Genomic DNA, 26803 nt, shown 5'->3' on the forward strand with positions numbered 1-26803 from the left:
ACCAGCTCACTTTTCAGGAGCGCCCGCAAACCACCGCTCATGCATGAGCGCCAGCATCTGCTGCGCGCTGCGGCCGCGGTGGCTGTGGGCGTTCTTCACCTCCACCGGCAGCTCGGCGAAGGTCTTGCCGAACTCGGGGATGAACATGATCGGATCGAAGCCGAAGCCGTTGGTGCCGCGCCGCTCGCGGGCGATCTCACCCACCACGCGGCCCACGGCGATCAGCGGTTCCGGGTCATGCGGGCTGCGCACGGCGACCAGAGTGCTCACCATGGCGGCGCGGCGCTGGTCGATGCCAGCCATCTGCTCCAGCAGGGCCTGCACGTTGGTGTCGTCGCCCTTTTCGTAGCCGAACTGCGTGGCGTAGTACGCCGTCTGCACGCCCGGCAGGCCGCCGAAGGCGTCCACGCACAGGCCGGCATCGTCGGCCAGCGCCGGCAGGCCGGTGTGCTGCGCGGCGAAGCGGGCCTTGGCGAGCGCGTTCTCCACGAAGGTGTGGAAGGGCTCCTCGGCCTCGCCCACGCCCAGATCGGCCTGGCGCACCAGTTCGACGCCCAGCGGCGCCAGCATGGATTGCAGTTCGGCCAGCTTGCCGCGGTTGTTGGATGCGAGTACCAGTTTCATCGTCAAATCTGCCTTTGGCGCTTACCCATCAAGCGCCGGTAGCTATCAATCTTGCAGCGCTTGCTGCTGCAGCGCGACCAGCTCGGCCACGCCCTTCTCGGCCAGCGCCAGCAGCTGGTCCATCTCCTGGCGGGTGAAGGCCACGCCCTCGGCCGTGCCCTGCACCTCGACATAGTGGCCGGCGCCGGTCATGACCACGTTCATGTCGGTGTCGCAGTCCACGTCCTCCACGTACTCCAGGTCCAGCAGCGGCGTGCCCTGCACGATGCCCACCGAGATCGCCGCCAGCGGCGCCGTAATGGGCGAAGCCGCGATCTTGCCTTGGACGATCAGCTGGGAGACCGCGTCCTGCGCCGCCACCCAGGCGCCAGTGATGGCCGCCGTGCGCGTGCCGCCGTCGGCCTGAATCACGTCGCAGTCGAGCTGGATGGTGCGCTCGCCCAGGGCCTTGAGGTCGAAGACCGCGCGCAGGCTGCGGCCGATCAGGCGCTGGATCTCCTGCGTGCGGCCGTTCTGCTTGCCCCGGGCGGCCTCGCGGTCGCTGCGGGTGTGCGTGGAGCGCGGCAGCATGCCGTACTCGGCGGTCACCCAGCCCTCGCCGCTGCCGCGCTTGTGCGGCGGCACGCGCTCCTCCACCGACGCGGTGCACAGCACCTTGGTGTTGCCGAACTCGATCAGCACCGAGCCCTCGGCGTGGATGGTGTAGCGGCGGGTGATGCGCACGGGGCGCAGCTGGTCGGCGGCGCGGCCGCCGGTGCGAAGAAAGGGGGTCATGGTGTTTCCAGTGTCAATCAAGAAGGCCCCGCGCATGCGCGGAGCGTTGGTGTAGGGGCTCGGCCGCCTCAGGTCAGGGCCGCGATCGCCGCGCGTGCGCCTGCATCGGCCTGGTGCCCACCGCTTCCCAAGACCTGGCGCCGGGCCAGCGACAAGAAAGGGGCGGCCGCCTTGGCGCGGCCCGCGTCCCGAAAGGCCGCACCGTGCGCGAAAAGGTAGGCGGCCGCGTGCAGCGGCCCCGGCAGTGGCCTCATGCCTTCCGCGCGGCCGAGCGGCGGATGGCCTCGTTGATCTCGGCGATCGAGCGCTCGATGGCCTCGTCGTCGAGGTCGTCCACGAACCCGTCCAGCGGCCCTGCCTGAATGGTGGAGGCGAACACATCCTCGCTGATGCTGTCCGTGGACACGCCCTGCGTGGACTGGAACGTGTCCGGCGTCTCCCACTCCATGGCCACCACCGTCACGTTGTCGCTGGTGTCGCCGGCCTTGCGCAGCGCGTCCTCGACCAGGTCGGGCACGGCGTTGGCCACCGTCTGCCGGCCCAGCCCGCGTGCGATGAAGGTGTCGTCCAGCACGCCCCACAGGCCGTCGGAGCACAGCAGCAGCCGGTCGCCCTGCGACAGCGGCACGGGGCCGGTCACGTCGTAGATCGGCTTGGTGGGCGAGCCCAGGCAGGTGAAGAGCACGTTGCGGTTGAACTTGTCCATGCCGGGAAGGGCCGCGGCCCGCAGCTCCTGGTACGAGTGGTCGCGCGTGCGGGTCACCAGTTCGCCGGCACGCACCATGTACAGACGCGAATCGCCGCAGTGGATCCAGTGGGCGCGGCCGTCCTGCACCACGGCCATGACGAGCGTGGTGCGGGGCGAATCCGCCATGCCCTTGTCGCTGGCATAGCGCAGGATCTGGTGGTGTGCGGCCAGCAGGGCCGAGGCGAGAAAGTCCGGCACGCTGGACAAGGCCGGCTTGGCCTCGCGCTGGAACAGCGCGGACACGGTCTGGATGGCGATCTGCGCCGCCACCTCGCCTTCAGGGTGTCCGCCCATGCCATCGGCCAGCACGAACAGGCCGGACTCGCGGGTATAGCAATACCCCATGCGGTCCTCGTTCTTCTCCCGCCCGCCCCGGCGGCTGACCTGAAAGACGGAGAACTTCATTTGGCGCGGCCCGCCAGGCCGGTGGCGTCACCGACCTTCTGCACGTTCTTCTTGGTGTCGGTCACCAGGGTGTCCAGCTGCAGCCGCATGCGCTCGCCCACGCTCAGCTTGGTGTAGCGGCGCTCGCCCTCGCGGCTCAGCTCCTTCTGCAGCGCGAACACGGACTGCGGACGCGAGAGCGGATCCAGCGCCATGCACCACTCGACGACCTCGATGAGGTTGTCCGAATACACGCCCCGCAGCTTGGTCAGCGCCAGCGACAGGCGGTCCTTCTCGGCGCGCTGCGGCGCCTCGTTGGGCGGAAAACCCTGCATGCAGGCGTAGATGCAGGCGCCGATGGCGTAGATGTCGGTCCAAGGCCCCATCTGCGAATCGCGGCGGTACATCTCGGGCGCGGCGAAGCCGGGGGTGTACATGGGACGGATGAAGTTGCCCTCTTTGGACAGCACCTCGCGCGCGGCGCCGAAGTCGATCAGCACGGCCTTGTTGTCGTCCGTGATGAAGATGTTGGCGGGCTTGATGTCCAGGTGCAGCATCTTGTGCTGGTGAACGATGCGCAGGCCCCGCAGCACCTCGTCGAACAGCGAGCGGATGGTGGATTCGCGGAAGACCTTCTGGGTCTTGAGGTCGCGTGCGGTGATGATGAAGTCCTGCAGGGTGGCGCCCTCCAGGTAGTTCATCACCATGTAGACGGTTTCGTTCTCGCGGAAGAAATTGAGCACGCTCACCACCGAGGCGTGCGAGATCTGCGCCAGCGAACGCCCTTCCTCGAAGAAGCTCTTGAGCCCGAGGCGGTACAGCGAGAGCTTTTCGGGCGGCACCCGCGGCAACAGTTCGCCGGGGGCGCGTGCCACCAGCGAGGACGGCAGGTATTCCTTGACGGCGACTTGCTGGCCGTCGGCGTCGGTGGCGAGATACACCACGCCAAACCCGCCGGACGACAGCCGGCGGACCACGCGGTACCCGCCGATCACGGTATCTGGCGGCAGAGGCGCCGGCTTGATCTTGGACATATTGGGCGGAGATGGCTCGTGCGCGAACGGGAACCCGGATAATCGCCGGATCGCAAGCAACACCGAAAGTCCCATGGCAGTTTACAGCATGACCGGATACGCCAGCGCGCAGCACACCGCGCCCTCGGCAGGCTCCGACGCAGAGGGCCGCCACCGGCGCCTGGGCCTGGAAATCCGCTCCGTCAACAGCCGTTTCCTGGATCTGTCGTTCCGCCTGTCGGACGAGTTGCGCGCCCAGGAACCGGCCCTGCGCAGCCTCCTCACGGGCCGTCTCAAGCGCGGCAAGGTCGAGGTGCGCGCCTTCATCGAAAGCGACGACGCCGGCGCCCTGCCGGATCCAGCGCCGCGCCTGCTCCAGCGTCTCAACAGCCTGCAGGACGCCGTCCGCGCCTGGCTGCCCCAGGCCGCTCCGCTGACGGTGGCCGACGCCCTGCGCCTGTGTGCGGGCGCCGGTGCCGGCGGTGCCGCCGAGGACTGGGACGCGGTCCTTCCCGCGCTGGCCCAGGACGCCCTGGATGATCTGCTGCTCGCCCGCGAGCGCGAAGGCAAGCGCCTGGCCACCATGCTGCAGGACCGGCTGTCCCAACTGCGTGCCCTGGCCCGCCAGGCCGTGCCCCTGGTTCCGCAACTGGTGGAGCAGCAGCGCCAGCGCTTCATGGAGCGCTGGAAGGAAGCCATGGCGCTCGGCGAAGGCGCCGTAGCACCCGAGGCCGCGCAGGACCGCGCGCTGTCCGAGGCCACGGCCTTCGCCATCCGTATCGACGTGGCCGAAGAGGTCACGCGACTGGAATCCCATCTGGACGAGATCGAGCGCCTGCTCAAGAAAGGCGGCGAGATCGGCAAGCGGCTCGACTTCCTGATCCAGGAACTGCACCGCGAAGCTAACACCCTGGGCTCCAAATCCGCCGCCCTGGACCTGACGCGCATCAGCGTGGACATGAAGGTGCTGATCGAGCAGATGCGCGAGCAGGTGCAGAACATCGAGTGAGCAAGCGCTCCGCGGGGTGCTCCAGTCAACGGGCATTTACCGCGGCGCACGGCCGCTCCCTGGGGCAGCGCCGTCCCAGGCAGCAGCACTTCACCATTTGAGCAAGCGAAGGCATCCGCAGATGCCGTGGTGATCACTTTCATACCGGGGCGGACGCCCTGGGCCCGGCATGTGGCGGGCGCTAGGGAAACCCCTTGGGCGCCCTCTTGAGAAGTGCCGGCGGGTGGAAGCGGCAGCGCCCCCGTCGCACGCGCGGGTACGGCAGTTGCTGTGCGGAGGCGTCGCCGCGCGAATGCGGCTGACGACGCTCCAGGAAGCCGACGGCAGGGGCGGCGCGGTACGGGGCTGGTTCACGTGGCCCTGAAGTCAACGGACGTTTGGCTGCCGGCGCCGCCAGCACGAGGCAACTGGGTCTTTCCTTCTCTGCGAAGAAACCCCGCCATGTCCGCACAACAGCTGCAATCCATCCTGCAGATCGCCGCCCAGAACCCTCCTCCGCCCCTTGCAGACCTGCCGCGGCTACGCGCCTGGTTCGATGCCACCAACAGCCAGATGCCGCCGGCCGACGATTTGCGCATCACCGCACTGCGCATTCCCGGCGCGGAGGGCTCGACACTGGACGCCGAGGTGCTGGATACCCCCGGCAGCGATCCCACCAAGCTCATCATCTACTTCCACGCCGGCGGCTTCCTCTTCGGATCGCTGCAGTCCCACCGCACACTGTGCTCCTATCTGGGCCAGTTCAGCGGGGCGCGCGTGCTGAACGTGGCATACCGGCTGGCACCCGAGCACCCCGCGCCGACCGCGCACGAGGATGCCTTCGCCGCGTACCAGTGGGCGCTCGCGAACGGATATGCCGCCTCGGCGATCGCCCTGGCCGGAGACTCTGCCGGCGGCAACCTCGCGCTGGCGACGGCCGTCCGCGTCCGGGACCGCGGCCTGGCGCGCCCCTGCGCCGTCGTGGCCCTGTCGCCAGGGCTGGACTTCACCGCGGAGGGAGAGTCGCACCGTACGGTGGACGACCCCTTCATTACCCAGGAACTGATGGACCTGGTCGTTGCGGGCTACGCACAAGGCGGCGATCCCCGGTCCGAAGCCATGACCCCGTTCTACAGCGCCCTGGAAGGCCTGCCGCCCGTGCAGCTGCAGGTCGGCAGCCAGGAACGGCTGCGGGACGACGCGGAGACCATGGCGGCCCGACTCACATCCGCAGGCGTTGACGTCGAGTGCCATGTGTGGCCCGGCATGGTGCACTGCTGGCAGCTGTTCGCCCCTCTCCTCGACGAGGCCATGGCGTCGCTCGAACAAGCCGGCCGGTTCATCGCCGCCCGGCAACGAAGCTAGAAGGCAAGAACCACGTGGAGGGCGCAAGAAGCCGGCGCCCTCGGGACCCATCGGATGGGCCGAAGAACGGCTGCGCGTCCCACCGGGGACATGCGGTGATAATCCTGGGTTGATAGCAGCTAGCGCTTACCCCGTATGGACTACCCCGGAAATCTCTTTGTAGTGGCAGCGCCCAGCGGCGCCGGCAAATCGAGCCTGGTCAAGGCTTTGCTGGAGCTTGACTCCCACGTGCAGCCTTCGGTCTCCCATACCACCCGCCCTCCCCGCGGGCAGGAAAAACACGGCCGCGAGTACTTCTTCACGTCGGACCAGGAGTTCGACGCCATGGTGGCCTCCAACGGCTTCGTGGAGTGGGCGCATGTGCACGGCCGGCGCTACGGGACGTCGCGCAAGGCCATCGAGGAACGCGTGGCAGAAGGGGCGGACGTGATCCTGGAGATCGACTTCCAGGGCGCCATCCAGATCAAGGAGGCGTTTGCCAACGCCGTGCTGATCTTCATCCTGCCGCCCAGCTGGGAAGAACTGCGCTCGCGGCTGGAACGGCGTGGCGAAGATGCACCCGACATCATCGAAATACGCCTGGCGAACGCCGCCCAGGAGATGGCCCAGGCCCAGAAATTCGACTTCGTTATAATCAACGAGTTGTTTGAACGCGCTCTTTTCGATTTGAAGACCGTTGTTCACGCTCAGCGCCTGAAGTATGCCGCCCAGCGCCGCGCCCGGGCCGAGACCTTCGAGTCGCTCAATATCACCTGACTCCCCTTCGGAGAAATTCCATGGCCCGCATCACCGTCGAAGACTGCCTCGAGCAAATCCCCAACCGCTTCCAGCTGGTGCTGGCTGCGACCTACCGCGCCCGCATGCTGAGCCAAGGCCACGCCCCCAAGATCGAAAGCCGCAACAAGCCCGCCGTGACCGCCCTGCGCGAGATCGCCGACGGCAAGATCGGCCTGGAGATGCTGAAGAAGGTTCCGGGCTGATTTGACGGCAAACAGCCTCTTCTGGCAGAAAAGCACCGCATCGCGGTGCTTTTTTTATTCCCAATACCCATACGCCATCAACGCGCTACATTAAAGGCATGAATGCGGTGTTGAACAAGGTCCAGGCTTCGGAAGCACGTCCCGGTGAAGGCGCCGGCTCGCTCAGTCCATCCGCTGCAGCTGCCAACGCGGCAGCCGCCAGCTTCGCCGCGCTGATGGACAACCTGGATTACCTCGACGCCGCCAGCATCGAACAGGTGCGCCAGGCCTATCGCTTTGCCGACGAAGCCCACCTGGGTCAGCTGCGCAACAGCGGAGAGCCGTACATCACCCATCCCATCGCCGTGGCTGCGCAGTGCGCCACGTGGAAGCTCGACGCGCAGGCCCTGATGGCCGCGCTGCTGCACGATGCGATGGAAGACTGTGGCGTCACCAAGTCGGATCTGATTGACCGTTTTGGCGCTCCGGTGGCTGAGTTGGTGGATGGCCTGACCAAGCTCGACAAGCTGCAGTTCGACACGCGGGAAGAGAACCAGGCCGAATCGTTTCGCAAGATGCTGCTGGCCATGGCCCGCGACGTGCGGGTCATCCTGGTGAAACTGGCGGACCGTACGCACAACATGCGCACGCTCTCCGACATGCCGCGCAGCAAATGGGGCCGCATCTCCTCGGAAACGCTCGAGATCTACGCTCCGATCGCCCACCGCCTCGGCCTGAACCAGACATATCGAGAACTGCAGGACCTGTCGTTCCGCCATCTGCATCCCTGGCGTTACGCTACGCTGTCCAAGGCGGTGAACAAGGCGCGCAACCGCCGCCGGGACATCGTGCAGAAGGTCCAGCACGACGTGGATGCGGCCTTTACCCGCATCGGTATGAAAGTGCGCCTGGCGGGCCGAGAAAAGACGCTGTACGCCATCTACCAGAAGATGGAGCTCAAGCACCTGAGTTTCGCCCAGGTCACCGACATCTATGGCTTCCGTGTGATCGTCCCCAACGTCACCGACTGCTACACCGCCCTGGGCGTGCTGCACCAGATGTACAAGCCGGTGCCTGGCAAGTTCAAGGACCACATCGCCATTGCCAAGCTCAACGGCTATCAGTCCCTGCACACCACGTTGGTCGGGCCGTCCAACGTGAACATCGAGTTCCAGATGCGCACCGAGGAGATGCACGTCGTCGCCGAGGCCGGGGTGGCAGCGCACTGGCTCTACAAGGCGCAGGATTCCGATGGCAAGGCGGCGGAGCGCCTGGGAACCAAGTGGCTGCAGTCACTGCTGGACATCCAGAACGAGACCCGCGATGCCGCCGAGTTCTGGGACCACGTCAAGGTGGATCTGTTCCCGGACGCGGTCTACGTCTTCACCCCCAAGAGCCAGATCATGGCCCTGCCCCGGGGCGCGACGGTGGTGGATTTTGCCTATGCCATCCACAGCAACGTGGGCGACCACACCATCGCGGCCAAGATCAACAACGAGCAAGTGCCCTTGCGCACGGAACTCAAGAACGGCGATGTCGTGGAGGTCATCACCGCCCCGGTATCCACGCCCAACCCCGCCTGGCTGGGCTTCGTGCGTACCGGCCGGGCTCGCTCCAAGATCCGGCACTACCTGAAGACACTTGCCCAGACCGAATCGGCCGGGCTCGGCGAAAAGCTGTTGACCCAGGCACTGCGGGCCGAGGGCATAGAACAACTGCCCGACGAACAAACCGACCACGCACTGTGGGAGAAACTGCTGCGCTTTACCGGCAACCGTAGCCGCGCGGAGCTCATGACCGACATCGGCCTGGGCAAACGCATCGCAGGCATTGTCGCGAAGCGCATCGTGGTGCTGATGTCCGAGCACGGACATCGTCCCAATGCACTGCTGCTGACCCGTGAGCGCTACAGCTCGCACGAGAACCTTTCCCAGGGCGGTGTCACGCTGGACGGTAGCGAAAACGCATCGGTACAGTTTGCGCCCTGCTGCCGGCCTGTGCCGGGCGATCCGATCGTGGGCTATCTCGGCCGAGGCGAGGGTCTGGTGGTCCACCACAGCGAATGCGCGGTCGCGAAGAAGCTCCAGCACAAGGACAGCGAGCGCTTCATCGCCGTGGATTGGTCCGACGAGCCGACGCGGCTGTTCGAGACCGGCATCGTGGTCACCGTGTCCAATGGGAAAGGGGTGCTTGCCCGCATTGCAGCGGAACTGGCCAACTCCGAAGCCGACATCGTCCACGTCGACATGGACGACGAGGCCGCGATGGACACCACCGATCTGCGCTTCGTCGTGGCGGTGCGCGACCAGGCCCACCTGGAGGCAGCCCTGCGCAACCTACGGCGGACACAGGCGGTTCTGCGCGCATTCAGAACGCTGCCCAAGAGCTGACGCGAAGGTCGGTGCGCGCCCCAGGCCCCACTGGCCGACCCAAGACCGTTTGCGACAAATAGCGTCAGGCTGCGCTACCAGGCTCCGGGTAGGTGACCGCCACGACCTCCAACATGCGCATTCCGCCAGGCGTGTGCAACGGCACCTCATCCCCTTCCTTGGCTTTCAGCAGCGCGCGGGCCACCGGAGAGATCCAACTCACCTGTCCTTCCCGATTGTCCGCCTCATCGATTCCCTTGATGGTGATGGTGCGCTCAACACCCTCGTCATCCACGTACGTCACGGTTGCGCCGAAGAAAATCTGCTCGCTTCCCGCATGCAGCGACGGATCGACCACCTCGGCAATCTCCAGCCGTTTGGTCAGGAAGCGGATGCGGCGGTCGATCTCGCGCAAACGCTTCTTGCCGTACAGGTAGTCCCCGTTCTCCGACCGGTCTCCATTGCTGGCCGCCCAATGAACGACTTCCACCACCTTGGGACGCTCGACGTCGATCAACTCCAGCAGCTCTGAACGCAGCCGCTGATAGCCCTGGGGCGTGATGTAGTTTTTATTACCCGCTGGAATGACCGGAAGAGCTGCCGACTCGTCATCGTCCGGGTCGGTATCGGTCTCCTTGGTGAACGCCTTGCTCATGGTTGTCTCATCACCTCATAACTGATTGCACCGGGTGAATTCTCGCGCGGGTGGGTCCGGTGTCAGCGCAAAGTAAGTGCAGTGCGCAGAATCACACCCATTCAAGCACCAGCTATCCAACACAACCAATAGGGGGCTCGGGCTGTGACCAGGCCAAAGCGGCCTGCCCGACCTTTTTACGCCCGCAACTGCGGGCGTTCTTTTTTGTGCCGCCTCCCGGCCTCCGTCCGCCACATAGCTCGCGATTGCACCGGGGTGACATAGAGGGCGTTCTTCAATGGTGTGGCGGCGGGTCCTGCACAGGAGGATCGACTTGGTCCGGCCGAGGATCTTCGACCGGAGGCACAGGAGTCCACCCAGGTTGAGGCGGTGTATCCAGTGGTGGAACAGGTACCGGCTCGACAGGATGCGGGACCGGAATGGAGGAGAGCTCGAGGGTCATGAGAAGTGCCTTTCGAATGCGGTACCCCCACCCTACCGCCCCCTACCTCGATGGCATGACAGCCAATATCCCGTTCACTTGCACAAACGAAAAAGCCCTAGAACATTTCTGTTCTAGGGCTTACCGTTTGGTGCGGCTGGCAGGAATCGAACCCACGACCCCTTGGTTCGTAGCCAAGTACTCTATCCAGCTGAGCTACAGCCGCTAAGCTTTGAATTATAGCATGTATTTCTACCACTACTTCAAAAATCGACTACTTTGACTTTCTTGCAGATCGTCAGTGAGGAGCCGATGAGTGAATTGTACAGCGGTTTCTGCTGCTGTCAGACGGCCCGCAGACTTTTTGTGGGGAGTGATCTTTACGGAGCTCACAGCGCCCCAACTCAGCAAGTCACAAATGTCGAGGACGTTGAACACAAACGCCTGCCGGTCACGTTCATCAAACCGTGCCTCGATCAGCTGATAGATAGCCCCACGCACCTTTCGTGAGAAACAAAAGGGCAGTGCCTTCGCACTGCCCTGTCGGTAACGATGTTATCTATCGCTCTAAGTCAGCGACGGGTGGCGTCCTTGACGTCTTCCTTGGCGTCGCCGTAGTTCTTTTGCACATTGCCTTCTACCTGCTTGGCAATGCCCTTTGCTTGCTGCTCCGGGCTATTGAACACTTCGCCGGTCTTTTGCTGGACCTTGCCTGCAGCTTCCTTCACGGCGCCCTTCACTTGATCGGTGTTCATATTCAATCCTTTCGGTGGTTGATGCACATGCAAGACATTTGCTGTGCAGAGCCTGAATCCTCTCGCCACTGGCTTTAAATAGCGGCGAGGAAATACCGCCCGAAAGCGTAAGGGGGAGCCTACACCCGAGTACGTCAAGCCAATCTTCCTACGTGATGAGGGTCAAGGGTCCCACGGACACCACCCACTGACAACGTGAAAGTCAGTTTTCAAAAAATCGCAAGACACCCACGGAGCAATTTTCCATGACCAACTCCACTCAGCCGGCGGCCTCACCGCACGAATACGGCGCCCAGCACATAGCTCATGCCAAGGAGCCACTGCCGCCCAAAAGCGATGAACAGGATCAATCCAGCCCTGCCACACAGGATCCAACTGGCGAGACCGATATTCCGATCGAAACGTGAGCGCTCGGAGTTCCTAAGGCGCACTTGCCGATGAACTCGAAGGTTCAATGACAGAACTAACCTGGCGCAGCGTTAGCCCATGAGGCCGCAGGCGTGCCTCTTGAGCCGTCGAACGATCAAGATAAACCAGGGAACCGTTGACTGCCCGTTTCCGCCGCTAGCAGACGTTGAACTGATCAACGGTCGCGCCAGTGCCGCACACCAGACGCTCCACCTCCAACCGTCTCAAGCCACCTTCTGCGCGATCCTGCGTGTACCAAGCAACGATGAGTCCCACCAACTTGTGTGTATCGGACATGACGGCTGCCGCCTCCAACCGGTTCGCATCGCAAAGCGCCTCAATGACCGTGGCGTCAAACTGTACGCCGTCAGAAGTCAGCGCGATCCGAAGGTGATCGAAGCGAAGATGCGGAGGAACCTTGATCAGAAGAGACATTCCAGGAATCTATCGCCAAATATTTCGCCTGACGGTATCAAACCGTTGCATAGAGGGAAGAAAGGTCCGTGCAAGTTGCCTTAGCTAGACCCCTCGCGCGCTAGACCGTCCAGGGCTAAGCGTAGGGGCGATAGTCTCGGCCTGAGCAACCCATATTGATCTGACCATGACGAACCGAAGTGCCGGAGTTTCTTTGGGCACGTCACTTGCTTGATGGAATTTACCGCCAGGGCAACGATCTCGCGGACTTGGGCTGTGACCGGGCCTCTAGGCTCGCCCAACTGAGCCTGCCATTCGGCAGGCTTTCTTTTTGGCTCTTCGCATGACCCACCCGATAGCGGCTGAAAACCGCGCAACCGCAAGCCATGGGCCAACGGAGCGGTCTTTACTCGTACGTGCCAGCAGGTGGATCTGAGAAGGGGGGCCTAAGCGCGGGGGACAACGCGCCCGTCATGCCTTGACTTCGACAACTTGTTCGAAGCCTCCAAAGATCATGCGTTTGCCGTCGAAGGGCATGGGCGGGTTGCCCGGCGCAGACGGGTCCATGCGCGGGTCTTCCATCATCTTTTTCATGGCGGCGTCGCGCGTGGCCTTGTCGGGCCATTCGACCCAGGAAAACGCCACCGTTTCCTCTGCCGTCGCCTGCACTGCTCGTCGGAAATCGGTGACCTTGCCGTCGGGGACATCGTCGCCCCAGCCCTCGATCACCCGGATGGCCCCCAGCTCGATGAAGATCGGGTCGAGCTGTCGCGCATGCTCAATGAATTTCTGCTTGTTGACAGTGGGAACCGCGATCACGAAACCGTCGATGTATGACATGGCATTCTCCTGGGGATGGAACGTCGGAACGACTCTTAGCGGCGCGCATGGCAACACGCCGCCGTGGGTTGCGGCTCGGGGGCGTAACGGTCGTGATGGCGCACCCATTCCATGGTGCGCGACAGGCCTTGCTCATCGCGGCCGCGGGGCGTGAGGTCCAGCAGCTGGTAGGTGCCCATCATGGCCTCCACGCCGCGGCCGTACGTCGAATAGGTGTGAAAGATCTGCCCGTCCGCATCGCGCTGGAACACGCTGATACCGGGCGCCTCCTCGCTCTCGAACGGCTGATCGCGGTAGTTGTAGTGCACCGGGCCAGCGGCCAGTTGCTCGGCCGTGAAGCTCACGCCGAAGTCGGCATTGAAGTCGCTGCCATGCGAAGACAACCAGTCGAAGCGCCATCCCATGCGCTGGCGGAAACGCTCAATCGCTTCCAGCGGAGCGTGCGAGATGGCGCAGAACGCCACGTCGCGCGCCGCCAGGTGCGGCAGCATGCCGTCGACATGGTCGGCCATGTAGGAGCAACTGGGGCAGCCTTGTTCCCAGCCTTCGCCAAACATGAAATGCTGCACCAGCAACTGGCTGTGGTTGCCGAACAGCTCTTCCAGGGTGCGGACGCCGTCACGGCCCTCGAAGCGGTAGGGCTTGTCCATGCGCTGCCGGGGGAGCGCGCGGCGCTCGCGTGCGATCTCGTCGGACAGCCGCATGAGTTCCTTCTCGCGGGCCAGCAACGCCAGGCGCGCGGCGCCAGGGTGTGATGTCGGGGTCTGCATGGGGCCTCCTCAGCAGTGGTCGCCATCAAGCGGCGCCCTGGACCGAATGTACTCAGCGTCGCGATTCACGGGAAGTGAAAACACGCCTAACCGAGGCTATAAAGGTAAAGCGTTTGACGGGAGGCGCTGGTGAGATCAGCCTCCGGTCGGCAGTGACTGCGCAAGGCCGCAGCGAGTTTCGGCCAGGTCCCCGGCTTCGCGAATTGGCGGTCAGCAGCAGGATCTGCGGTCGCCTTGAGCTGACGGCATGCTCGTGGGGCCAGAATAAACCTGCCACGGCACGGCGCAGTAACACTCGATAGCTTCTGACGCCACGGCAGAAGGACATGGCGCATTGGACTGGCGCCTATTCCTTCTGCCCTTTGCTACGGCAAACAACTACCAGCGGTATCCCACCGTCGCCATTACGCTCCGGCCCTGTCCATAAAACTGCGCACGGTTGGCCGTAGTGACCTTGTCGCCCAAGTTGGCGACGTTTAGTGAGAAGCGAACGGGTCCCTGAGCGTAGTGCACAGCCGCGTCCACCAAGGTGTAGCCCTCATTCCAATAGCGGTTGTAGGTGTCGGCCACTGTGGGCCCCACACGCCGCAGGCCTAAGCCCAGGCTCCACCCGCCCAGCGCCTCACCCGGAAGCGCATACCCCAGCCATAGCTTGGCAGTATTGCGAGCCGTCTGGAACGGACGTTTGCCCAATTCCTGGGCATCGTTGCTACGAGTCACCTTGGCATCCAGGTAGGTGTAACTGGCTAGCAGGTCCAGTCCCACGGTGATGCGAGCCTTGGCTTCCAGTTCCAGTCCGCGAGACCTCACCTCTCCGGTTTGAACGCGCAACGCCGCAGCCGCGGGGTCCAGCGTTGTCACGTTCTGGCGACGCAGGTCGAACAGCGATGCGGTATACAGTTGCTCCGTGCCCGCCGGCTGGTACTTGAGCCCTACCTCGATCTGCTCACTGCTCTCCGGTTGAGGCGTGCTGCGGTAGTTGGCACCGACCACCGGCACAAAGGAGGTGGAATAGCTTGCATACGGGGTCAGCCCGCTGTCCAGCATGTACAGCACGCCTGCACTGCCGGTTGTCTTGGAATCACTTGATGAAGCCGTGGCTGTCGCCGTGCCGCGCTCGGTCTCTGCTCGGTCGTGGCGCAGGCCGGCGTTCACAATCCAGGGCCCCCAACGCATTTGGTCTTGGGCATACAGGCCGACCTGCTTCACCTTGGCAGTGTTGTGCGCAGTCACCGGTGCAGTGAAAGCGGCACCGTAGACGGGGTTCACGAAATCGAGCGCCGGCGCCCGGCCGAAGCCGATGTCCTCCTTGCCCGAGAAGTCCTGGTAGTCGAGACTCACTAACAGCTTGTGCCGGACCTCGCCTGTACTCAAGTCCTTCTGAAGGTTGGTATCAACGGTAGTCACATGACTCTTGCTACGCGAGATCAGCGAGTCACGTGTGACGCTGCGCTGATCAGGTCGAACTGCCGTGGCATACACATGCTGGTAATCGAGGTCGTACTCCGCATAACGCAGGTTCTGACGCACGGTAAGGGAGTCACTAAGAGCATGTTCCAGAAGATAGCCTATTGACGCCATGTCTCGGTTGTAGCGGTCAAAGCCAGGCTCGCCGGCAAACGCATCCACCGGAATGCGCCCCCCCACATAGCTGCCCAGCAGAGACTGGTTCGGCCACCAACTCTTGGGTGTCATGCGGTCCCGCGTGAGGTCTGCCAGCACCGTGAAACTGGTGCGGGCCGAAGGTTTCCAGGTCAGCGCGGGAGCAATGTAGAGGCGATCATCTCTCGAGTGCTCGGTCTGGGTCTTGGCGTCGCGCCCCATGCCGTTGATGCGAAACAGCAGAGATCCGTCTTCATTGAGCGGGCGCCCGATGTCGAAGCCCGTCTGATAGCGGCCGTGACTTCCTGCCGAAGCGTTGACCTCATTGAGCGGCTCGGCCGTGGGCCGCTTGGAGACCTGATTCACCACCCCGCCCGGCCCGCCCTGGCCGTACAGCAGCGCCGACGGGCCCTTCAGCACCTCAACCCGCTCCACACCCTGCGGTTCGGTCAGCCAGTCGCCATAGGTGCCGGTCTTGAACACGCGCAGGCCGTCACGGTAGAGCGTGGCGTCGAAGCCGCGGATGTTCAGGCTTGCATAGCGCAAGTCATAGCCGGTCACTTCAGTCAGCACACCGGAGGTATAGCGCAGCGACTGCTCCACCGTCTGCACGCCCTGCGCGTCCATCTGGTCGCGCGTCACCACCGAGATGGACTGCGCCACCTCCAGGATCGGCGTGTCAGTTTTGGTAGCGACCAGGCTCCGACGTGCCACCAATCCCGCAACCGGACCCGTAGGAGCCTGGGGCGATGCGTCGGCGGTCACCGTCACGGCCGGCAGCGCTGCACCACTGCCATGGGTTGGTGTGGGCCGGATTACCACGGCCGCGCCTTCGGACACCGCGACCAAGCCGCTGCCAACCAAGAGCCGATCCAGCGCCTGCTGGGGTGCAAGCAAGCCCGCCACAGCCGGCGCAGACTTGCCAGCGACCAGGCTCTGCTGCACGACAAGCTGCACACGCGTCTGGCGCGCCCAGTCGTTAAGGGCTTCGGCTAGGGGCTGCGCGGCAATGCGGATTTGCAGGGGTGCGGTGGGCGTGGCGGCATTCTGGGCACCTGCGGCGGCGCAGCCGAAAGCAAAGACAAGGGCCAGCGCAAGCGGTACGGGCCGAACGGTCGGGCGGTTCATTTCAGAAAAATCCTCGGGTCATGGTCGGAACAGGAATGCGTCCTGTTCCGGTAGACGCGCGAGAAAAGCCGATTACGGTAAAGACCCAGAAATTTTTTGCAGCCGAGCCTAGCGGGCTGGCAGAACCTCGGTGGCCCCATCCTGCTCGTGCAGGCGCACCGGCAAGGCACTGGGCAACACGCTGCGCAGGGTGCGCGCATCGCGCGGATCGAAGGTGCCCGACAGGCGCAGGGCCGCTACTGTCGGGTCGCGCAGCACCAAGCCTGTGCTCCCGTAGCGCTCCAATTCAGCCAGGGCGTGGCCCAGCGGCGTATCAACGAAGCTCACTCGGTGCTCACGCCAGGGCGCAATGCCATCGCCCGGCAAGGGCGCGATGGCGGTAAGCGTCCCGTGGGCATCGCTGGACACCTGCTGGCCGGCATTCAGTTCCAGCACTTTGCCACCCAGACCGGAGGCCTGAGAAGCCGTCGTCACGCGCACACGCCCCTCCTCTACCAGCACGTGCACGCCCGCATCGGCTGCCATGTGCGGCGTATGGCGCACCGCAAAACGGGTACCGACCACAGTAATCCGCGTGCTGGCCGCCATTACAACAAAGGGACGGAACGAGTCGGCCTTCACGCTGAACACCGCCTGCCCGTCGAGCAGGCGCACCTCGCGCCGCTGGCGGTAGTAGGTGACTTCAAGCCGCGTAGCGGTGCCTAGGCGAAGCCGGGTGCCATCAGGCAACGGCACTTCGGACTGCTGCCCGCGCAATGTACTGAAGGCCTGGGTGAAAACAGGCTGAACCTGCCATTGCCGCCACGCCTGAAGTCCTGCTCCGCCCGTAATGACCGCCGTGCCGGCCACGGCCAAGGCAGGCAGCAACACCCGACGGCGGGAAGGACTCATCTTCTCGTCCTCCACCGGGCGGGCAGCCACTGCAGGGGACACGCCGGCGGACGCATAGGTGGCCTGCACGGCCTTGTCGCGCGCCAACCGGGCACGCAACAGCGACACAGCATCAGCAGGCATCGCATCCATCGCGTGCCAATGCGCCTGCCACCGCGCGTAGCCGCTGCGATGGCTTTCGTCCTCCTGAAGCCACGCCTGGAAGGCAGACTCGTCCGCTGCATTCCAGTCATCGCGGTCGCGACGGATGAACCAGCCGAGCACCTCCTCGCGCAGAAGCGAGGCGTCGTCATCGGGCGGCAGGCGCTGCAGCGGATTCATTGCAGAAAACAAGAAAGTATCGAAGAGGTAGACGGACGGGACGGCGCCAACACGGTATCGAGCGATGGTAAACAGTTGTTGCCGCTCGTCATCGCCCGGGCTGCTCCGTGCGGCCGTGCGTCGCATCCAGGCACTGCCAGCAGGCCTTCATCGCAATCTGCAACTGCATCTCTACGGTGCGCACCGAGATGCCCATGCGTTCAGCCACCTCGGCATACGACAAACCGTCGAACTTGTAGAGGATGAAGGCCTCGCGGCAACGCGGTGGCAGGGCATTGATCGTGGACAGCATTGCGCCCAGGCCCTGGACCGAAGACAACGCCACGTCGGGCTCAAAGGCCGCTGGTGCGGCGCATTCGTCCGCCTCGGCCAGTTCACCACCGTCGGCCACCTCGCCCGCCTGGGCGCGAACGGCACTGCGACGATGGTGATCGGTCACGAGATTGCGCGCCGTACGGTACAGCAGCGCGCGCGGGTCGCGTATCGCCTGCCCCGCCTGCTCGGCAGCGTAGATGCGAGCAAAACTCTCCTGCGCCAGATCCGCCGCGGTGTCGCGGTCCTTCACGGAGCGGGTGAGGAAATGCAGCAGTTCTCGGTAGTAGTGGGCAACCACGTATCGGCCCACGGCCTGCAAATGACAACGGATCCTCCTGCCAAGCAGCCATGCCAAATAACCAGGCCAAGCCACTCGACAGATGGAAAAGATTCTCATTATCACCCAAATCCATCTGCCGCGGCGGCGGGTAGGCGGAAGCAGGACACGCCAAAGCCTCCAGCTTTAAAAAGCATGAGATGCCGCTCGGTTTATGCGATAGCAGTTGGCTTGTTGTTTTTACTAACGCCACTACGTCGGCGCCTACGCGTGGCTTGCGACACAATCGAGATCTGACTTGACTAATAGTCCGCGTTCCGGGCTCAATTTCGCCCGCTCGCGTCCCTGGATGCTCGAAAGAAGAGCTCGGTTGAGATGACCAACCTGACCTCTCAGGACTAAAACAGGCCGCGCTGCGTCGAAGTGAGCGATGTAAAGCTCTCCCCCATCGGCTGCAAGATGGCATCAGCTATGGGTTGAAGCTGTGTCGTGAGGTAGTGCTCGGGGTCGATGCGAGACCGCCGCGCCTCTAGTGGTTCGGGCCCGCTACTGGTCATCACGTTTGCTCTCGGGTTGCAAAACCACCGGAACTCAGATGCATCACCCTGGTCATGAAGTGAAGTCCCCAAGCACATGGAAAAAATCATGCGCGAATCCTCCCGTGTGGCCTCATGGCGAAAGCGGGCGCAGTTAGTCGGCGCCAGCTTGGTGGTCATCGCCCTCGTCGGCTGCACTGTGGTGCGGCTAGCCTACAACCAAGCGCCTACCTGGGTGTCCATGTGGATCGACAACTACGCCGACCTGGACGAGGAACAGGCGCCCCGCGTCCGCGACGCCATTGGCGCTTGGTTCCGCTGGCACCGCGTCACACAGCTGCCGGAGTACGCCTCCATGCTGGCACGCATGCAGGCGCAGGTGATGGACAACACGACCGACGCCGCGCTTTGCCGATGGGAACACGAGATACGCGGGCGGGCCGAGGCTGCGCTGGCGCAAGCCGTGGCGCCCGCGACCGAACTGGTGATGACGTTGAAGCCGGAGCAACTGCGCCATATCGAAAAGCGCTTTGAGCGAAGCAACAAGGAATTTCGCAAGGAGCACCTTCAACCCGATCTCGAAGACCGTCGGGAAGAACGGGAAAGCCGGAGCATCGAGTGGCTCGAGAAGCTCTATGGGCGGTTGAACGACACGCAACGGGAGCGCATTTCCAAAGCGCTAGTCGCCTCGCCTTATGACGCCGAAGTGTGGCACCAGGAGCGCTTGGCCCGCCAGCTGAAACGCTCCAAACGCTGCGCAAGCTGACCGGCGATGGCCCCGCCTTACCAGCATCGGCAGCTCAAGCTGAGGTCAAGGCCGTAATGGACAGTTGGCTGCGCCCCTCACGTCCTGCTTATGCGGCTTATCAGCGCAAAGTAACGGACAACAATTGCGCCTGGTTGGCCGATTTTCACAACGGCACCACAGCCGAGCAGCGCCGCCATGCGCGCGACAAACTCCGAGGCTGGGAAGTAGACGCCAGAACTTTGGCGGCCACAACCAGTGGTGCTTGAACAGACCACGCGACTTCAGCATCGCGTTTCACGAGTCGCTGCACGCCATGAAACTTATGCCCATCATCGAGGTATAGCAGCCTGTAGGTCTTTGCCTGGCACCGTCATTCCGCGTGGAAATGAAAAGGCGCGCAGTTCTGCTGTTTTGAGCTTTTGGCAATAGTCATAAAGAGGTTTTTTTCTTGCTTGGGATCTGCATAGCATGCAGCTGGGGAATAGCCGTACCCGCCGTTGCAGCCAACCTTTTACGCAAAAGAAACACGGCGGTGCGGTCCGGCCCGGTACCCACCTTTCCATAACAGTGCAAGCGACAAGTCAGGAAGTGGTGTTTACGGTTTAGACTCGCGCAGTTTCCCTCACGAATTGATCCTCCTATGCCAACGTATGCGCAGCTGAAGAAGCAGATCGAACAACTGTCCAAGAAAGCCGAAGCTGCTATGCGCGCCGAGAAAGATGCAGTTTTGGCAAAGGTGAAAGACGCCATCAAGTCATTCGACCTGACAGTCGAAGAGGTATTCGGCGGAAGCGCAAAGAGAACGTCGAAGAGTGCCAAATCAGCGCCAGCCAAGCGCGTGCCAAAAGGAGCGGGACAAGCCAAGTATTCAGATCCGAAAACGGGAGCGACCTGGTCTGGCTTTGGTCGCGCCCCAGCCTGGATTGCATCCGCGAAGGACCGTACGAAGTTCCTCGTCGACAAGCAATCAGCCTCTGCAACACAGACCAAGCTCGACTCGGGGAAACCAAAGCCCGCGACGAAGTCTCCGAAGGCTGCAAAAACGGCCGTGAAAGCTGTTGCTGCTGTTGCACCTTCAAAGAAGGTTGCACGATCTGTGACCACCGCAACGGCAAAAAAGGCTACTAAGCCAGCTTCGACAACGAAGGCCGTTGCGGCAGCAAAGAAGCCCGCCTCCGTTGCGCCCAAGAAAACCGCCGGCAAGGCTGCGGCACCGGCCAACAAGGTCTCACGCCCCAAAATCAAGAAACAGGTGGCACTGGCCCAGGCTCCTGCCTCCGTGGTAGCGCCCACTGACAAATCGGTGGCCTGATACTCTGATCACCCCCATTTAAGTGCCCGCAGTTCGCGGGCACTTTCGCTTCTGCACCTTCTCAACCTTACTTGCATTCATGATCCGGCGGAGTCATTTGTCCCCACAGACCATTCCAGCTCAGGCTGAGGCTGCGGGAAGCTGCAGCAAAGTGCGCCGCTGTTTGCGCGACTTTGGTGCCTCAATCGCTAGCCAAGTGGAGAGATTCTCTGCGCACGGATGGAGCTTGCTGGAACTCGCGCGCCTAGGTCAGTATTCAGTGGAATTCAACAGCCTAGCGATGCCGTGTAAGCAAGCCTTCCAGTCAAGGCTCGAGTTCGGCCCAACTGCTGAGCGTAGGACGCAAGATGGATGATGTCTTGACTTGCCCGCTCTCGAGATAGATCACTGACTGTGCCAGTGCTTCTACATCGCTGGGGTCGTGGGTCACGAGCAAAGTCGGCACCTGTACGCGATCCAACATCTCAGCCAACTCTCCACGCAGACGAGTACGCAGTTGCGTGTCCAGTGCCGACAGGGGCTCGTCGAGCAGGAGCAGCTTAGGCTCGGGCGCAAGCGCTCTCGCGAGGGCGACCCGCTGTCGCTGACCACCGGAGAGGTGCCTCGGCCACGCTCCGCGTAGAGTCTCGAGATCAAACTGTCTCGTAAGTGCCGCGATGCGTTCGCGCTCCTCCTCGTTTGGCCTCTTGCCATGCCGACACAAGCCGAAGGCAAGATTCTGCTCGACAGTCATGTGCGGGAACAGAGCATAGTCTTGGAATACCAACCCGATTCGACGCTCTCGCGCAGGCAGGTTGACGCCGTGTGCGGTGTCCAAAAGCGTTCTTCCAGCCACCCTCACATGCCCTCGCGCATGCTGCGCGAGCCCGGCAATCGCCATCAGAACGGTGGACTTGCCGGATCCTGACGCGCCTATCAATGCGGTGCGCAAGGTGTTGGAAATGAACTGTGCATCCAGCACAAAGCTCCGACCGGTCGACTCGAGGGTCGTCTGCACATGGATATCCATTACCGGCGTCATATCAGTGCTTAGCTTGGAGCATGCGGCTTGAGACAACCAAGATCACGACGCATACGACAGAGATCACCAGGGTGAGCCAGAGCGCCTGGGCGTCGTTGCCCGCTTGAACGGCATCGTAGATGGCTATGGAGAGCGTTTGCGTCTTGCCAGGCAGGTTCCCAGCGATCATCAACGTAGCGCCGAACTCGCCCATCGCTCGCGCGAACGCCAGCATCAGTCCCGCGGCAATGCCCCGGACAGCGAGTGGAAGCGTGACTCGCAAAAAGATCTCGAACTCGCCCGCTCCCAGCGTACGGGCTGCGTGCAAAAAGCGTCCATCGACGTCTTCAAAGGCAGCCCGAGCCGCCTTGTAGATCAACGGGAGTGACACCAGAGCCGCGGCAATCACCGCACCTTGCCAGGTGAACATCAGGTTGATGCCAAACCAGCTGTCGAGGTACTTCCCAATCACGCCATTGCGACCAATGACGACGATGAGGTAGTACCCCAACACAGTGGGAGGCAACACCATCGGCAGCATCAGCAACGCATCCACGGCGTCCTTGCCGGCAAAGCGCCGCTGAGACATCCACCAACCCAGAGCGATGCCCACCACGCCTGCGATCAATGTGGCAAGCAGGGCAATCTTGAGCGTTAACCAGAGAGGGGCGAGCAACTACGGACCACCGGGTTCAAGGCTTGGAGAAACCGAATCCTTCAAGGATCTTCTGGCCGGCATCGCTGCGCACGAACGCGATGAACGCCTTGCCCAGCGCTGCGTTCTTGCTGGCAGCAATCTGTGCGATGGGGTAGCTCACAGGGGTTGAGGTTGGAACGGTAAGCGCGATGCGCGTCTTGTCCTTCTCGATCAAGGCATCGGTGCGGTAGACGAAACCTGCGTCGACTTCTGCACGGGCCACATAGTTCAGCACTTGGCGCACGCTCTCGCCATAGATCCACTTCGGCTCAAGCGCTGCCGTCAGGCCGGCCTCCTGCACGGAGGCCATGGTGTAGCGGCCGACAGGAACGGTACTGGGAGTTCCGGTGGAGACGCGCTTGTAGTTCTCGCCTCCAAGGTCTGCCAGCTTCTGAGGCACCTTGGCTGCAGTAGCTGGAACAATCAGCACCAGTGTGTTGCGAGCAAAATCTGCACGGCTGCCTTCAGCAAGCAGGTTGGCCTTGGCTGCACGATCCATCGTTTCCTGATCGGCGGATGCGAACACATCAACGGGTGCGCCCTGCTGAATCTGGGCCAGAAGTGGACCAGAGGCAGCGAAATTGAAAGTCACCTTGGTACCCGGCTTCGACTTTTCGAACGCTTGGCCGATAGACTGAAATGCATTGGTCAGGCTGGCTGCGGCCGATACCACCAACTCCTGTGCATGCACTGCCACTGGCCCCAGGGACATCGCGGCGAGAAATACTGCTTTTCCCAACCAACGTGAAGAGGTGTTCATTTCCTGCCCTCGCAATCGCTATTCCAAAAGGTAATAGCGCGATCATAGCAAGTGGGGCTTCCGCATGGTCGACGGATATCGACTGTGGATCGAGACAGCAACCGACCGCGATCGCTCCAAGCCGGGCTTCCCATGACTCGAATGCCCTCGGCTTTGACCCTGGTGCGGCTGGCATCAGCTGACAGGCTGCGAGGCAGGCAGTCGCAAGCTTCACACCGTTGATGCATTCGATGCCGCAAGCGCAAAGGTCTACGAACGTTGGTCTGATCGGTCAAAATCGCCACCCGATTGAAAACGGGGTCTCGATCTGCTTCCATTGGAATGCAGCCTCTCGTAACCGCTGTCCCGCTGTGCCTGGCCGTCCATTTCCAAACCGTGTCTGATTCCGCCCCGCCCGCCCCCTCCATGGACGCTGCGCAGCCCTCGCGCGCCCTGTGGGTCATGTTTCTGTGTTTGCTGTCAGGCTTCGCGCTGAGTCAGGCCTTTCGCACGGTCGCGACCATCATCGCCACGGGCCTTCAGGCCGATTTCGGCATCTCGCCCGACTCATTGGGCGCCTTCGCTGGGCTGTTCGGCCTGTCGTTCGGCGTCACGCAGTTGCTGATGGGCATCGGCATGGATCTGTACGGACTGCGCCGCATCGTGCTGACGGCGTTTCCTTTTGCAGTGGTGGGGTCGACGCTGTCTGCAGGCGCGCCGAGCTATGGCTGGTTGATGCTGGGGCAAATGATGATCGGCGTGGGCTGTTCGCCGGCGTTCCTGGCCTGCACGGTCTTCATTTCCCGGCACTTTCCAGCGCAACGCTTTGCATTCTTTTCGGGTGTTGGAGTCGGGATCGGTGGCTTGGGACTGATCTTCACGGGAACGCCATTGGCCTGGCTGGTGCAGCACGGGGGCTGGCGCATGGGTTTCGGTGTCTTGGCGGTGCTGTCCCTGCTGTCGTGGTTGCTGATCTATCTGCGCGTGCATGAGCCGGGTTCGGCCGAGGGCGCAGACCGTCCCAGAGAATCCTGGAAGCAGGCAGCGAGCCGTTTCGGAGACCTTTTCCGAATGCCGCACACCTGGGGCATCTTGGTTCTGGGGATGTGCTGCTATGCCGCGTTTCTGTCGCTGCGGGGTCTCTGGCTGGGGCCGCTGCTGATGGGACGGTTCGGGCTTTCGCTGATCGAGAGCGGCAACGTGGCGCTGGTGCTGTCGTTGATTGCCTTGTTCTGTCCGGCGCTCTTTGGCCGAATGGACCCGGGACCCGTACGCCGCCGCCGGTGGCTCGCATCCTTCTCGCTACTCATGGGTGGTCTGTTCCTGCTGATGGCGTTCCTGCACCACGCCGCAGCGGCGGTCGTTCTAATCTTCGCGATGGGAGCGCTGTCAGGCTTCGGCGTGCTGCAGTACGCCGATGTGCGGTCCTCCTACCCTGCCGAGATGACGGGCCGGGCGCTGTCGCTTTTCACCATGGCCATGTTCATTGGAGTCGCGTTGATGCAGTGGCTCACTGGACTGTTGGCGGGCTGGGCGCAGGCTCAGGGCCATGACCCCTTCCAAGCTGTCATGCTGGGCATCGCCAGCATGCTGGCGGCTGCGTCAACGGCCTTCAGATGGCTGCCGCGTTCGCCTTTGTTACCGTGAGGGGGCGCAGCGTTAGTGTGGGAGGCAATAGGCCGCTACGGGAATGAACACCCCCTCCAATACTGGTTCCCGAGCTAGAAGCTGAGAATACGCTTCTATGGGCGGCCTCGACGAACTTGGAATACCAAGCCTTCCTGCGAAGAACAAGAATGGCGATTGCAATCATCACTGGCGTGTTGCGCGAACTCAGGTCCGACGGGCATGAGCCGTCGGGGCATATCGGCTTGACGCATTTTTTATCTTGCGCTCAAAAAGGGGCCCGCTGCGCAACATTAGCGTGCTAGGCGGATTCATGGCGCTGTGCTGCATTCTCAATGTGGTGGCGGTCTTCGGAGTTTTTCGTACCCAAGGCAATGAGCCACTGCCGCATTACGCTGCTTTTCAGGGAATTCCGCCGACTGATAAGAGATCCTCTTCGGTATCCACATCCTGCACGTAGGCAGGATCGCGCATCTCGAGGAACTGCACCCGGTTCCGATTCTTTAATAACCATCCGCGAATACCCTCATCGGGACGATCAGACTCTGCTATGGCTTTCACGGCCTCCCACGACAGCAAGATTGGATGGCCCCGCACGCCGACATGCGTCGGAACGGCCGCATGAACGTCTCTGGCGAGAGCTAGCCAAGCACTGGTCAGTCGCTGGATATGCGATGACATCAGGGAGGGGAGGTCTCCGAGCAGCACCAACATGTCATGGCCTGCGTGGACTTGATAGTGATCTTGGATCGCCGCCATCTGGGAGGTGACCACATCAGTGGATCCTGTTTCATTGAGCACTAATCGGGCTTTGCAGTGGGCAACCAATGGCTCTAGCTGCGCCCGGTAGGGACCGATAACCACCGAGATCTCGCCGACGCCAGCACCTCTCAAAGATGCAACTTGGCGCTCAAGAATGGCTTGTCCTTGAACGCGAAACGCCGCCTTCGGCACATGGCCCATACGGCTTCCATGTCCAGCCGCAAGAATGCTGGCTGCAAACCTTGCTTGCCCTTCTGGTCGATCGTCCATGCAACAGCATCTCCTTGAATACCCATCCTAAGTCGACTTTTTTACCGCAACCCGTACACCACTGACGGCGGCTGGGAAAAGGCCACTTGTTGTCGCTCCGTGGAAAACTTCACGCACCGGGTTTCCTGGTGAGGGCCTCCCGGGCGTAGCCCCAGGGTTTGCCGTCCGCGTGCTTTCCATATCCCGTGTCAGCAGTCGCGTTGACCTTCGAAGTGTCTCAGCGCAAAAGCAAGCAACGCTAGTGTCGCGCTAAGCAACATTTCCCCCAGTACGAGCTAAGGGCTCCCGTCCCGAGAACGGCTGGGCAGGTGCTTGAGAACGCGCTCGAGGTCGTCGAACTCCAAGGGCTTAACCAGATGGGCATAGAAACCGGCCTGCTCTGACCGCAGGCGGTCGTCGTCTTGCCCCCAACCAGTGAGTGCAATTAGAGAGATTCCGTTGCCCCAGTCGAATTCGCGTATGCGACGGCAGGCTTGGTGACCGTTCATGCTGGGCATGCCGATGTCCATAAAGACCACTTCCGGGCGAATCTCTTGGGCAACTTCCACGGCCTCGGCACCGCTGTATGCGGCGCGCGCTTCATGGCCCTCCATCGTCAACAAAGTGACCAGCGAACGGGCCACATCCTTGTTATCGTCGACAACCAAAATCCTGCGAGGAGGTGCAGGCGCTTGTGCGGCCTGGCAGGCCGGAAGCTGCACAACGAACCCACCCCCTCTCCCACTGCCTTCGCTACGTGCTTGCACGCTTCCGCCGTGCTGCCAACAAGAGTGCGGCCTTGCCCGCAGCGTTGCCGTCGGACAAGCAGTCCAAGCTCGACAAGATGTCGGGCGCCAGGGACTTCGACAAGACTTTCATCGACGAAGTAGGAGTCGACGCCCACAAGACCGACATCTCGCTTTTCGAGAAGGCCAGCAAGGACGCTGACGATGCCGATCTGAAGGCTTTTGCGACCAAGACCCTGCCTACCTTGCAAGCGCATCGCGAGCATGCCGATGGTTTGAAGAAGGGCCGCAAATAGCACCCGTGATTAAGCGGGATCGATCCGGAAGATTGCTGACTGTCCAGTAGTTTGGAACGTACTGAGCAGAC

Annotated in this window: 27 protein-coding genes and 1 tRNA gene; 10 read left to right on the forward strand and 18 right to left on the reverse strand. The window is 62.6% G+C overall.

Annotation, left to right across the window (positions count from 1 at the left end):
- Nucleotides 1–6: 6 nt before the first annotated feature.
- The 4 genes from rdgB to QE399_RS00730 form a co-directional block, all read right to left on the reverse strand.
- Nucleotides 7–624 carry an RdgB/HAM1 family non-canonical purine NTP pyrophosphatase gene (gene rdgB, locus QE399_RS00715; RefSeq protein WP_309825398.1) on the reverse strand — a complete coding sequence of 206 codons (618 nt, stop codon included), beginning with the start codon at nucleotides 622–624 and terminating at the stop codon, nucleotides 7–9.
- A 45-nt stretch (nucleotides 625–669) separates the two neighbouring features.
- The gene (gene rph / locus QE399_RS00720) at nucleotides 670–1398 is read right to left on the reverse strand and encodes a ribonuclease PH (protein ID WP_309825400.1); all 729 of its coding nucleotides are present in this window, start codon (nucleotides 1396–1398) and stop codon (nucleotides 670–672) included.
- Between the two features lie 250 nt (nucleotides 1399–1648).
- Nucleotides 1649–2551, reverse strand: coding sequence for a PP2C family protein-serine/threonine phosphatase (locus QE399_RS00725; protein ID WP_309825402.1), 903 nt, complete (start codon nucleotides 2549–2551; stop codon nucleotides 1649–1651).
- A complete protein-coding gene (locus QE399_RS00730) occupies nucleotides 2548–3564 on the reverse strand; it encodes a serine/threonine protein kinase (protein WP_309825403.1) in 1017 nt (338 codons plus the stop codon). The genes QE399_RS00725 and QE399_RS00730 overlap by 4 nt, the downstream gene beginning before the upstream one ends.
- An 88-nt stretch (nucleotides 3565–3652) precedes the next feature.
- On the opposite strand from QE399_RS00730, the gene QE399_RS00735 reads away from it, so the two are divergent.
- From QE399_RS00735 to QE399_RS00755, 5 genes are all read left to right on the forward strand, one after another.
- A complete protein-coding gene (locus tag QE399_RS00735) occupies nucleotides 3653–4552 on the forward strand; it encodes a YicC/YloC family endoribonuclease (RefSeq protein ID WP_309831876.1) in 900 nt (299 codons plus the stop codon).
- A 441-nt stretch (nucleotides 4553–4993) separates the two neighbouring features.
- Nucleotides 4994–5896, forward strand: coding sequence for an alpha/beta hydrolase (locus tag QE399_RS00740; RefSeq protein ID WP_309825404.1), 903 nt, complete (start codon nucleotides 4994–4996; stop codon nucleotides 5894–5896).
- 135 nt (nucleotides 5897–6031) lie between these two features.
- On the forward strand, nucleotides 6032–6652 hold the full coding sequence (gmk, locus tag QE399_RS00745; protein WP_309825405.1) for a guanylate kinase: 621 nt from the start codon (nucleotides 6032–6034) through the stop codon (nucleotides 6650–6652).
- A 20-nt stretch (nucleotides 6653–6672) separates the two neighbouring features.
- Entirely contained in the window at nucleotides 6673–6876 is a 204-nt protein-coding gene (gene rpoZ, locus QE399_RS00750; protein WP_187736160.1) for a DNA-directed RNA polymerase subunit omega, read from the forward strand.
- A gap of 98 nt (nucleotides 6877–6974) precedes the next feature.
- Nucleotides 6975–9245, forward strand: a complete 2271-nt coding sequence (locus QE399_RS00755; protein WP_309825408.1) for a RelA/SpoT family protein — start codon at nucleotides 6975–6977, stop codon at nucleotides 9243–9245.
- A 64-nt stretch (nucleotides 9246–9309) separates the two neighbouring features.
- On the opposite strand, the gene greB is transcribed toward QE399_RS00755, so the two are convergent.
- The 3 genes from greB to QE399_RS00770 all read right to left on the reverse strand — a co-directional run bounded on the left by greB (nucleotide 9310) and on the right by QE399_RS00770 (nucleotide 11055).
- Nucleotides 9310–9879 carry a transcription elongation factor GreB gene (gene greB / locus QE399_RS00760; protein ID WP_309825409.1) on the reverse strand — a complete coding sequence of 190 codons (570 nt, stop codon included), beginning with the start codon at nucleotides 9877–9879 and terminating at the stop codon, nucleotides 9310–9312.
- Nucleotides 9880–10449: 570 nt separating this feature from the next.
- Nucleotides 10450–10526 (reverse strand) — tRNA-Arg (locus tag QE399_RS00765).
- A 346-nt stretch (nucleotides 10527–10872) separates the two neighbouring features.
- Nucleotides 10873–11055, reverse strand: coding sequence for a CsbD family protein (locus tag QE399_RS00770; RefSeq protein ID WP_309825411.1), 183 nt, complete (start codon nucleotides 11053–11055; stop codon nucleotides 10873–10875).
- 245 nt (nucleotides 11056–11300) lie between these two features.
- Between QE399_RS00770 and QE399_RS00775 the strand changes: the two genes are divergently transcribed.
- Nucleotides 11301–11462 (forward strand): hypothetical protein, encoded by a 162-nt coding sequence (locus tag QE399_RS00775; protein WP_309825413.1) that lies wholly within the window; start codon nucleotides 11301–11303, stop codon nucleotides 11460–11462.
- A 157-nt stretch (nucleotides 11463–11619) separates the two neighbouring features.
- On the opposite strand, the gene QE399_RS00780 is transcribed toward QE399_RS00775, so the two are convergent.
- From QE399_RS00780 to QE399_RS00805, 6 genes are all read right to left on the reverse strand, one after another.
- Nucleotides 11620–11898 (reverse strand): hypothetical protein, encoded by a 279-nt coding sequence (locus QE399_RS00780; protein WP_309825415.1) that lies wholly within the window; start codon nucleotides 11896–11898, stop codon nucleotides 11620–11622.
- Between the two features lie 450 nt (nucleotides 11899–12348).
- Nucleotides 12349–12717 carry a DUF1428 domain-containing protein gene (locus QE399_RS00785; protein ID WP_309825417.1) on the reverse strand — a complete coding sequence of 123 codons (369 nt, stop codon included), beginning with the start codon at nucleotides 12715–12717 and terminating at the stop codon, nucleotides 12349–12351.
- Nucleotides 12718–12752: 35 nt separating this feature from the next.
- Entirely contained in the window at nucleotides 12753–13487 is a 735-nt protein-coding gene (locus tag QE399_RS00790; RefSeq protein WP_309825418.1) for a DUF899 domain-containing protein, read from the reverse strand.
- Nucleotides 13488–13865: 378 nt separating this feature from the next.
- Entirely contained in the window at nucleotides 13866–16217 is a 2352-nt protein-coding gene (locus QE399_RS00795; RefSeq protein ID WP_309825419.1) for a TonB-dependent siderophore receptor, read from the reverse strand.
- Nucleotides 16218–16325: 108 nt separating this feature from the next.
- Entirely contained in the window at nucleotides 16326–17429 is a 1104-nt protein-coding gene (locus tag QE399_RS00800) for a FecR family protein (RefSeq protein ID WP_309825421.1), read from the reverse strand.
- An 88-nt stretch (nucleotides 17430–17517) separates the two neighbouring features.
- On the reverse strand, nucleotides 17518–18042 hold the full coding sequence (locus QE399_RS00805) for an RNA polymerase sigma factor (RefSeq protein WP_309825423.1): 525 nt from the start codon (nucleotides 18040–18042) through the stop codon (nucleotides 17518–17520).
- Nucleotides 18043–18654: 612 nt separating this feature from the next.
- Here QE399_RS00805 and QE399_RS00810 point away from each other — a divergent pair.
- A complete protein-coding gene (locus tag QE399_RS00810; RefSeq protein WP_309825425.1) occupies nucleotides 18655–19323 on the forward strand; it encodes a DUF6279 family lipoprotein in 669 nt (222 codons plus the stop codon).
- Nucleotides 19324–19945: 622 nt separating this feature from the next.
- Nucleotides 19946–20617 carry an H-NS histone family protein gene (locus tag QE399_RS00815; protein WP_309825426.1) on the forward strand — a complete coding sequence of 224 codons (672 nt, stop codon included), beginning with the start codon at nucleotides 19946–19948 and terminating at the stop codon, nucleotides 20615–20617.
- Between the two features lie 304 nt (nucleotides 20618–20921).
- Here the strand turns inward: QE399_RS00815 and QE399_RS00820 are convergent, their stop codons facing one another.
- From QE399_RS00820 to modA, 3 genes are read right to left on the reverse strand one after another with little or no spacing between them, the layout of a single operon-like run.
- On the reverse strand, nucleotides 20922–21638 hold the full coding sequence (locus QE399_RS00820; RefSeq protein WP_309825427.1) for a sulfate/molybdate ABC transporter ATP-binding protein: 717 nt from the start codon (nucleotides 21636–21638) through the stop codon (nucleotides 20922–20924).
- Between the two features lies 1 nt (nucleotide 21639).
- The gene (gene modB, locus QE399_RS00825; protein ID WP_309825428.1) at nucleotides 21640–22293 is read right to left on the reverse strand and encodes a molybdate ABC transporter permease subunit; all 654 of its coding nucleotides are present in this window, start codon (nucleotides 22291–22293) and stop codon (nucleotides 21640–21642) included.
- 16 nt (nucleotides 22294–22309) lie between these two features.
- Nucleotides 22310–23074, reverse strand: a complete 765-nt coding sequence (gene modA / locus QE399_RS00830) for a molybdate ABC transporter substrate-binding protein (RefSeq protein WP_309825429.1) — start codon at nucleotides 23072–23074, stop codon at nucleotides 22310–22312.
- Between the two features lie 405 nt (nucleotides 23075–23479).
- On the opposite strand from modA, the gene QE399_RS00835 reads away from it, so the two are divergent.
- Complete coding sequence (locus QE399_RS00835; protein WP_309825430.1) at nucleotides 23480–24700, forward strand: MFS transporter; 1221 nt, start codon at nucleotides 23480–23482, stop codon at nucleotides 24698–24700.
- A gap of 381 nt (nucleotides 24701–25081) precedes the next feature.
- Here the strand turns inward: QE399_RS00835 and QE399_RS00840 are convergent, their stop codons facing one another.
- Both QE399_RS00840 and QE399_RS00845 read right to left on the reverse strand, forming a co-directional pair.
- Complete coding sequence (locus tag QE399_RS00840; RefSeq protein WP_309825431.1) at nucleotides 25082–25711, reverse strand: nucleotidyltransferase family protein; 630 nt, start codon at nucleotides 25709–25711, stop codon at nucleotides 25082–25084.
- Nucleotides 25712–25986: 275 nt separating this feature from the next.
- Nucleotides 25987–26358 (reverse strand): response regulator, encoded by a 372-nt coding sequence (locus QE399_RS00845; protein ID WP_309825432.1) that lies wholly within the window; start codon nucleotides 26356–26358, stop codon nucleotides 25987–25989.
- 89 nt (nucleotides 26359–26447) lie between these two features.
- Between QE399_RS00845 and QE399_RS00850 the strand changes: the two genes are divergently transcribed.
- Nucleotides 26448–26732 carry a DUF4142 domain-containing protein gene (locus QE399_RS00850; RefSeq protein ID WP_309825433.1) on the forward strand — a complete coding sequence of 95 codons (285 nt, stop codon included), beginning with the start codon at nucleotides 26448–26450 and terminating at the stop codon, nucleotides 26730–26732.
- Nucleotides 26733–26803 lie beyond the last annotated feature (71 nt).

This window comes from Paracidovorax wautersii, assembly GCF_031453675.1.
In the GTDB taxonomy this organism is placed as follows: Bacteria; Pseudomonadota; Gammaproteobacteria; order Burkholderiales; family Burkholderiaceae_C; genus Paracidovorax.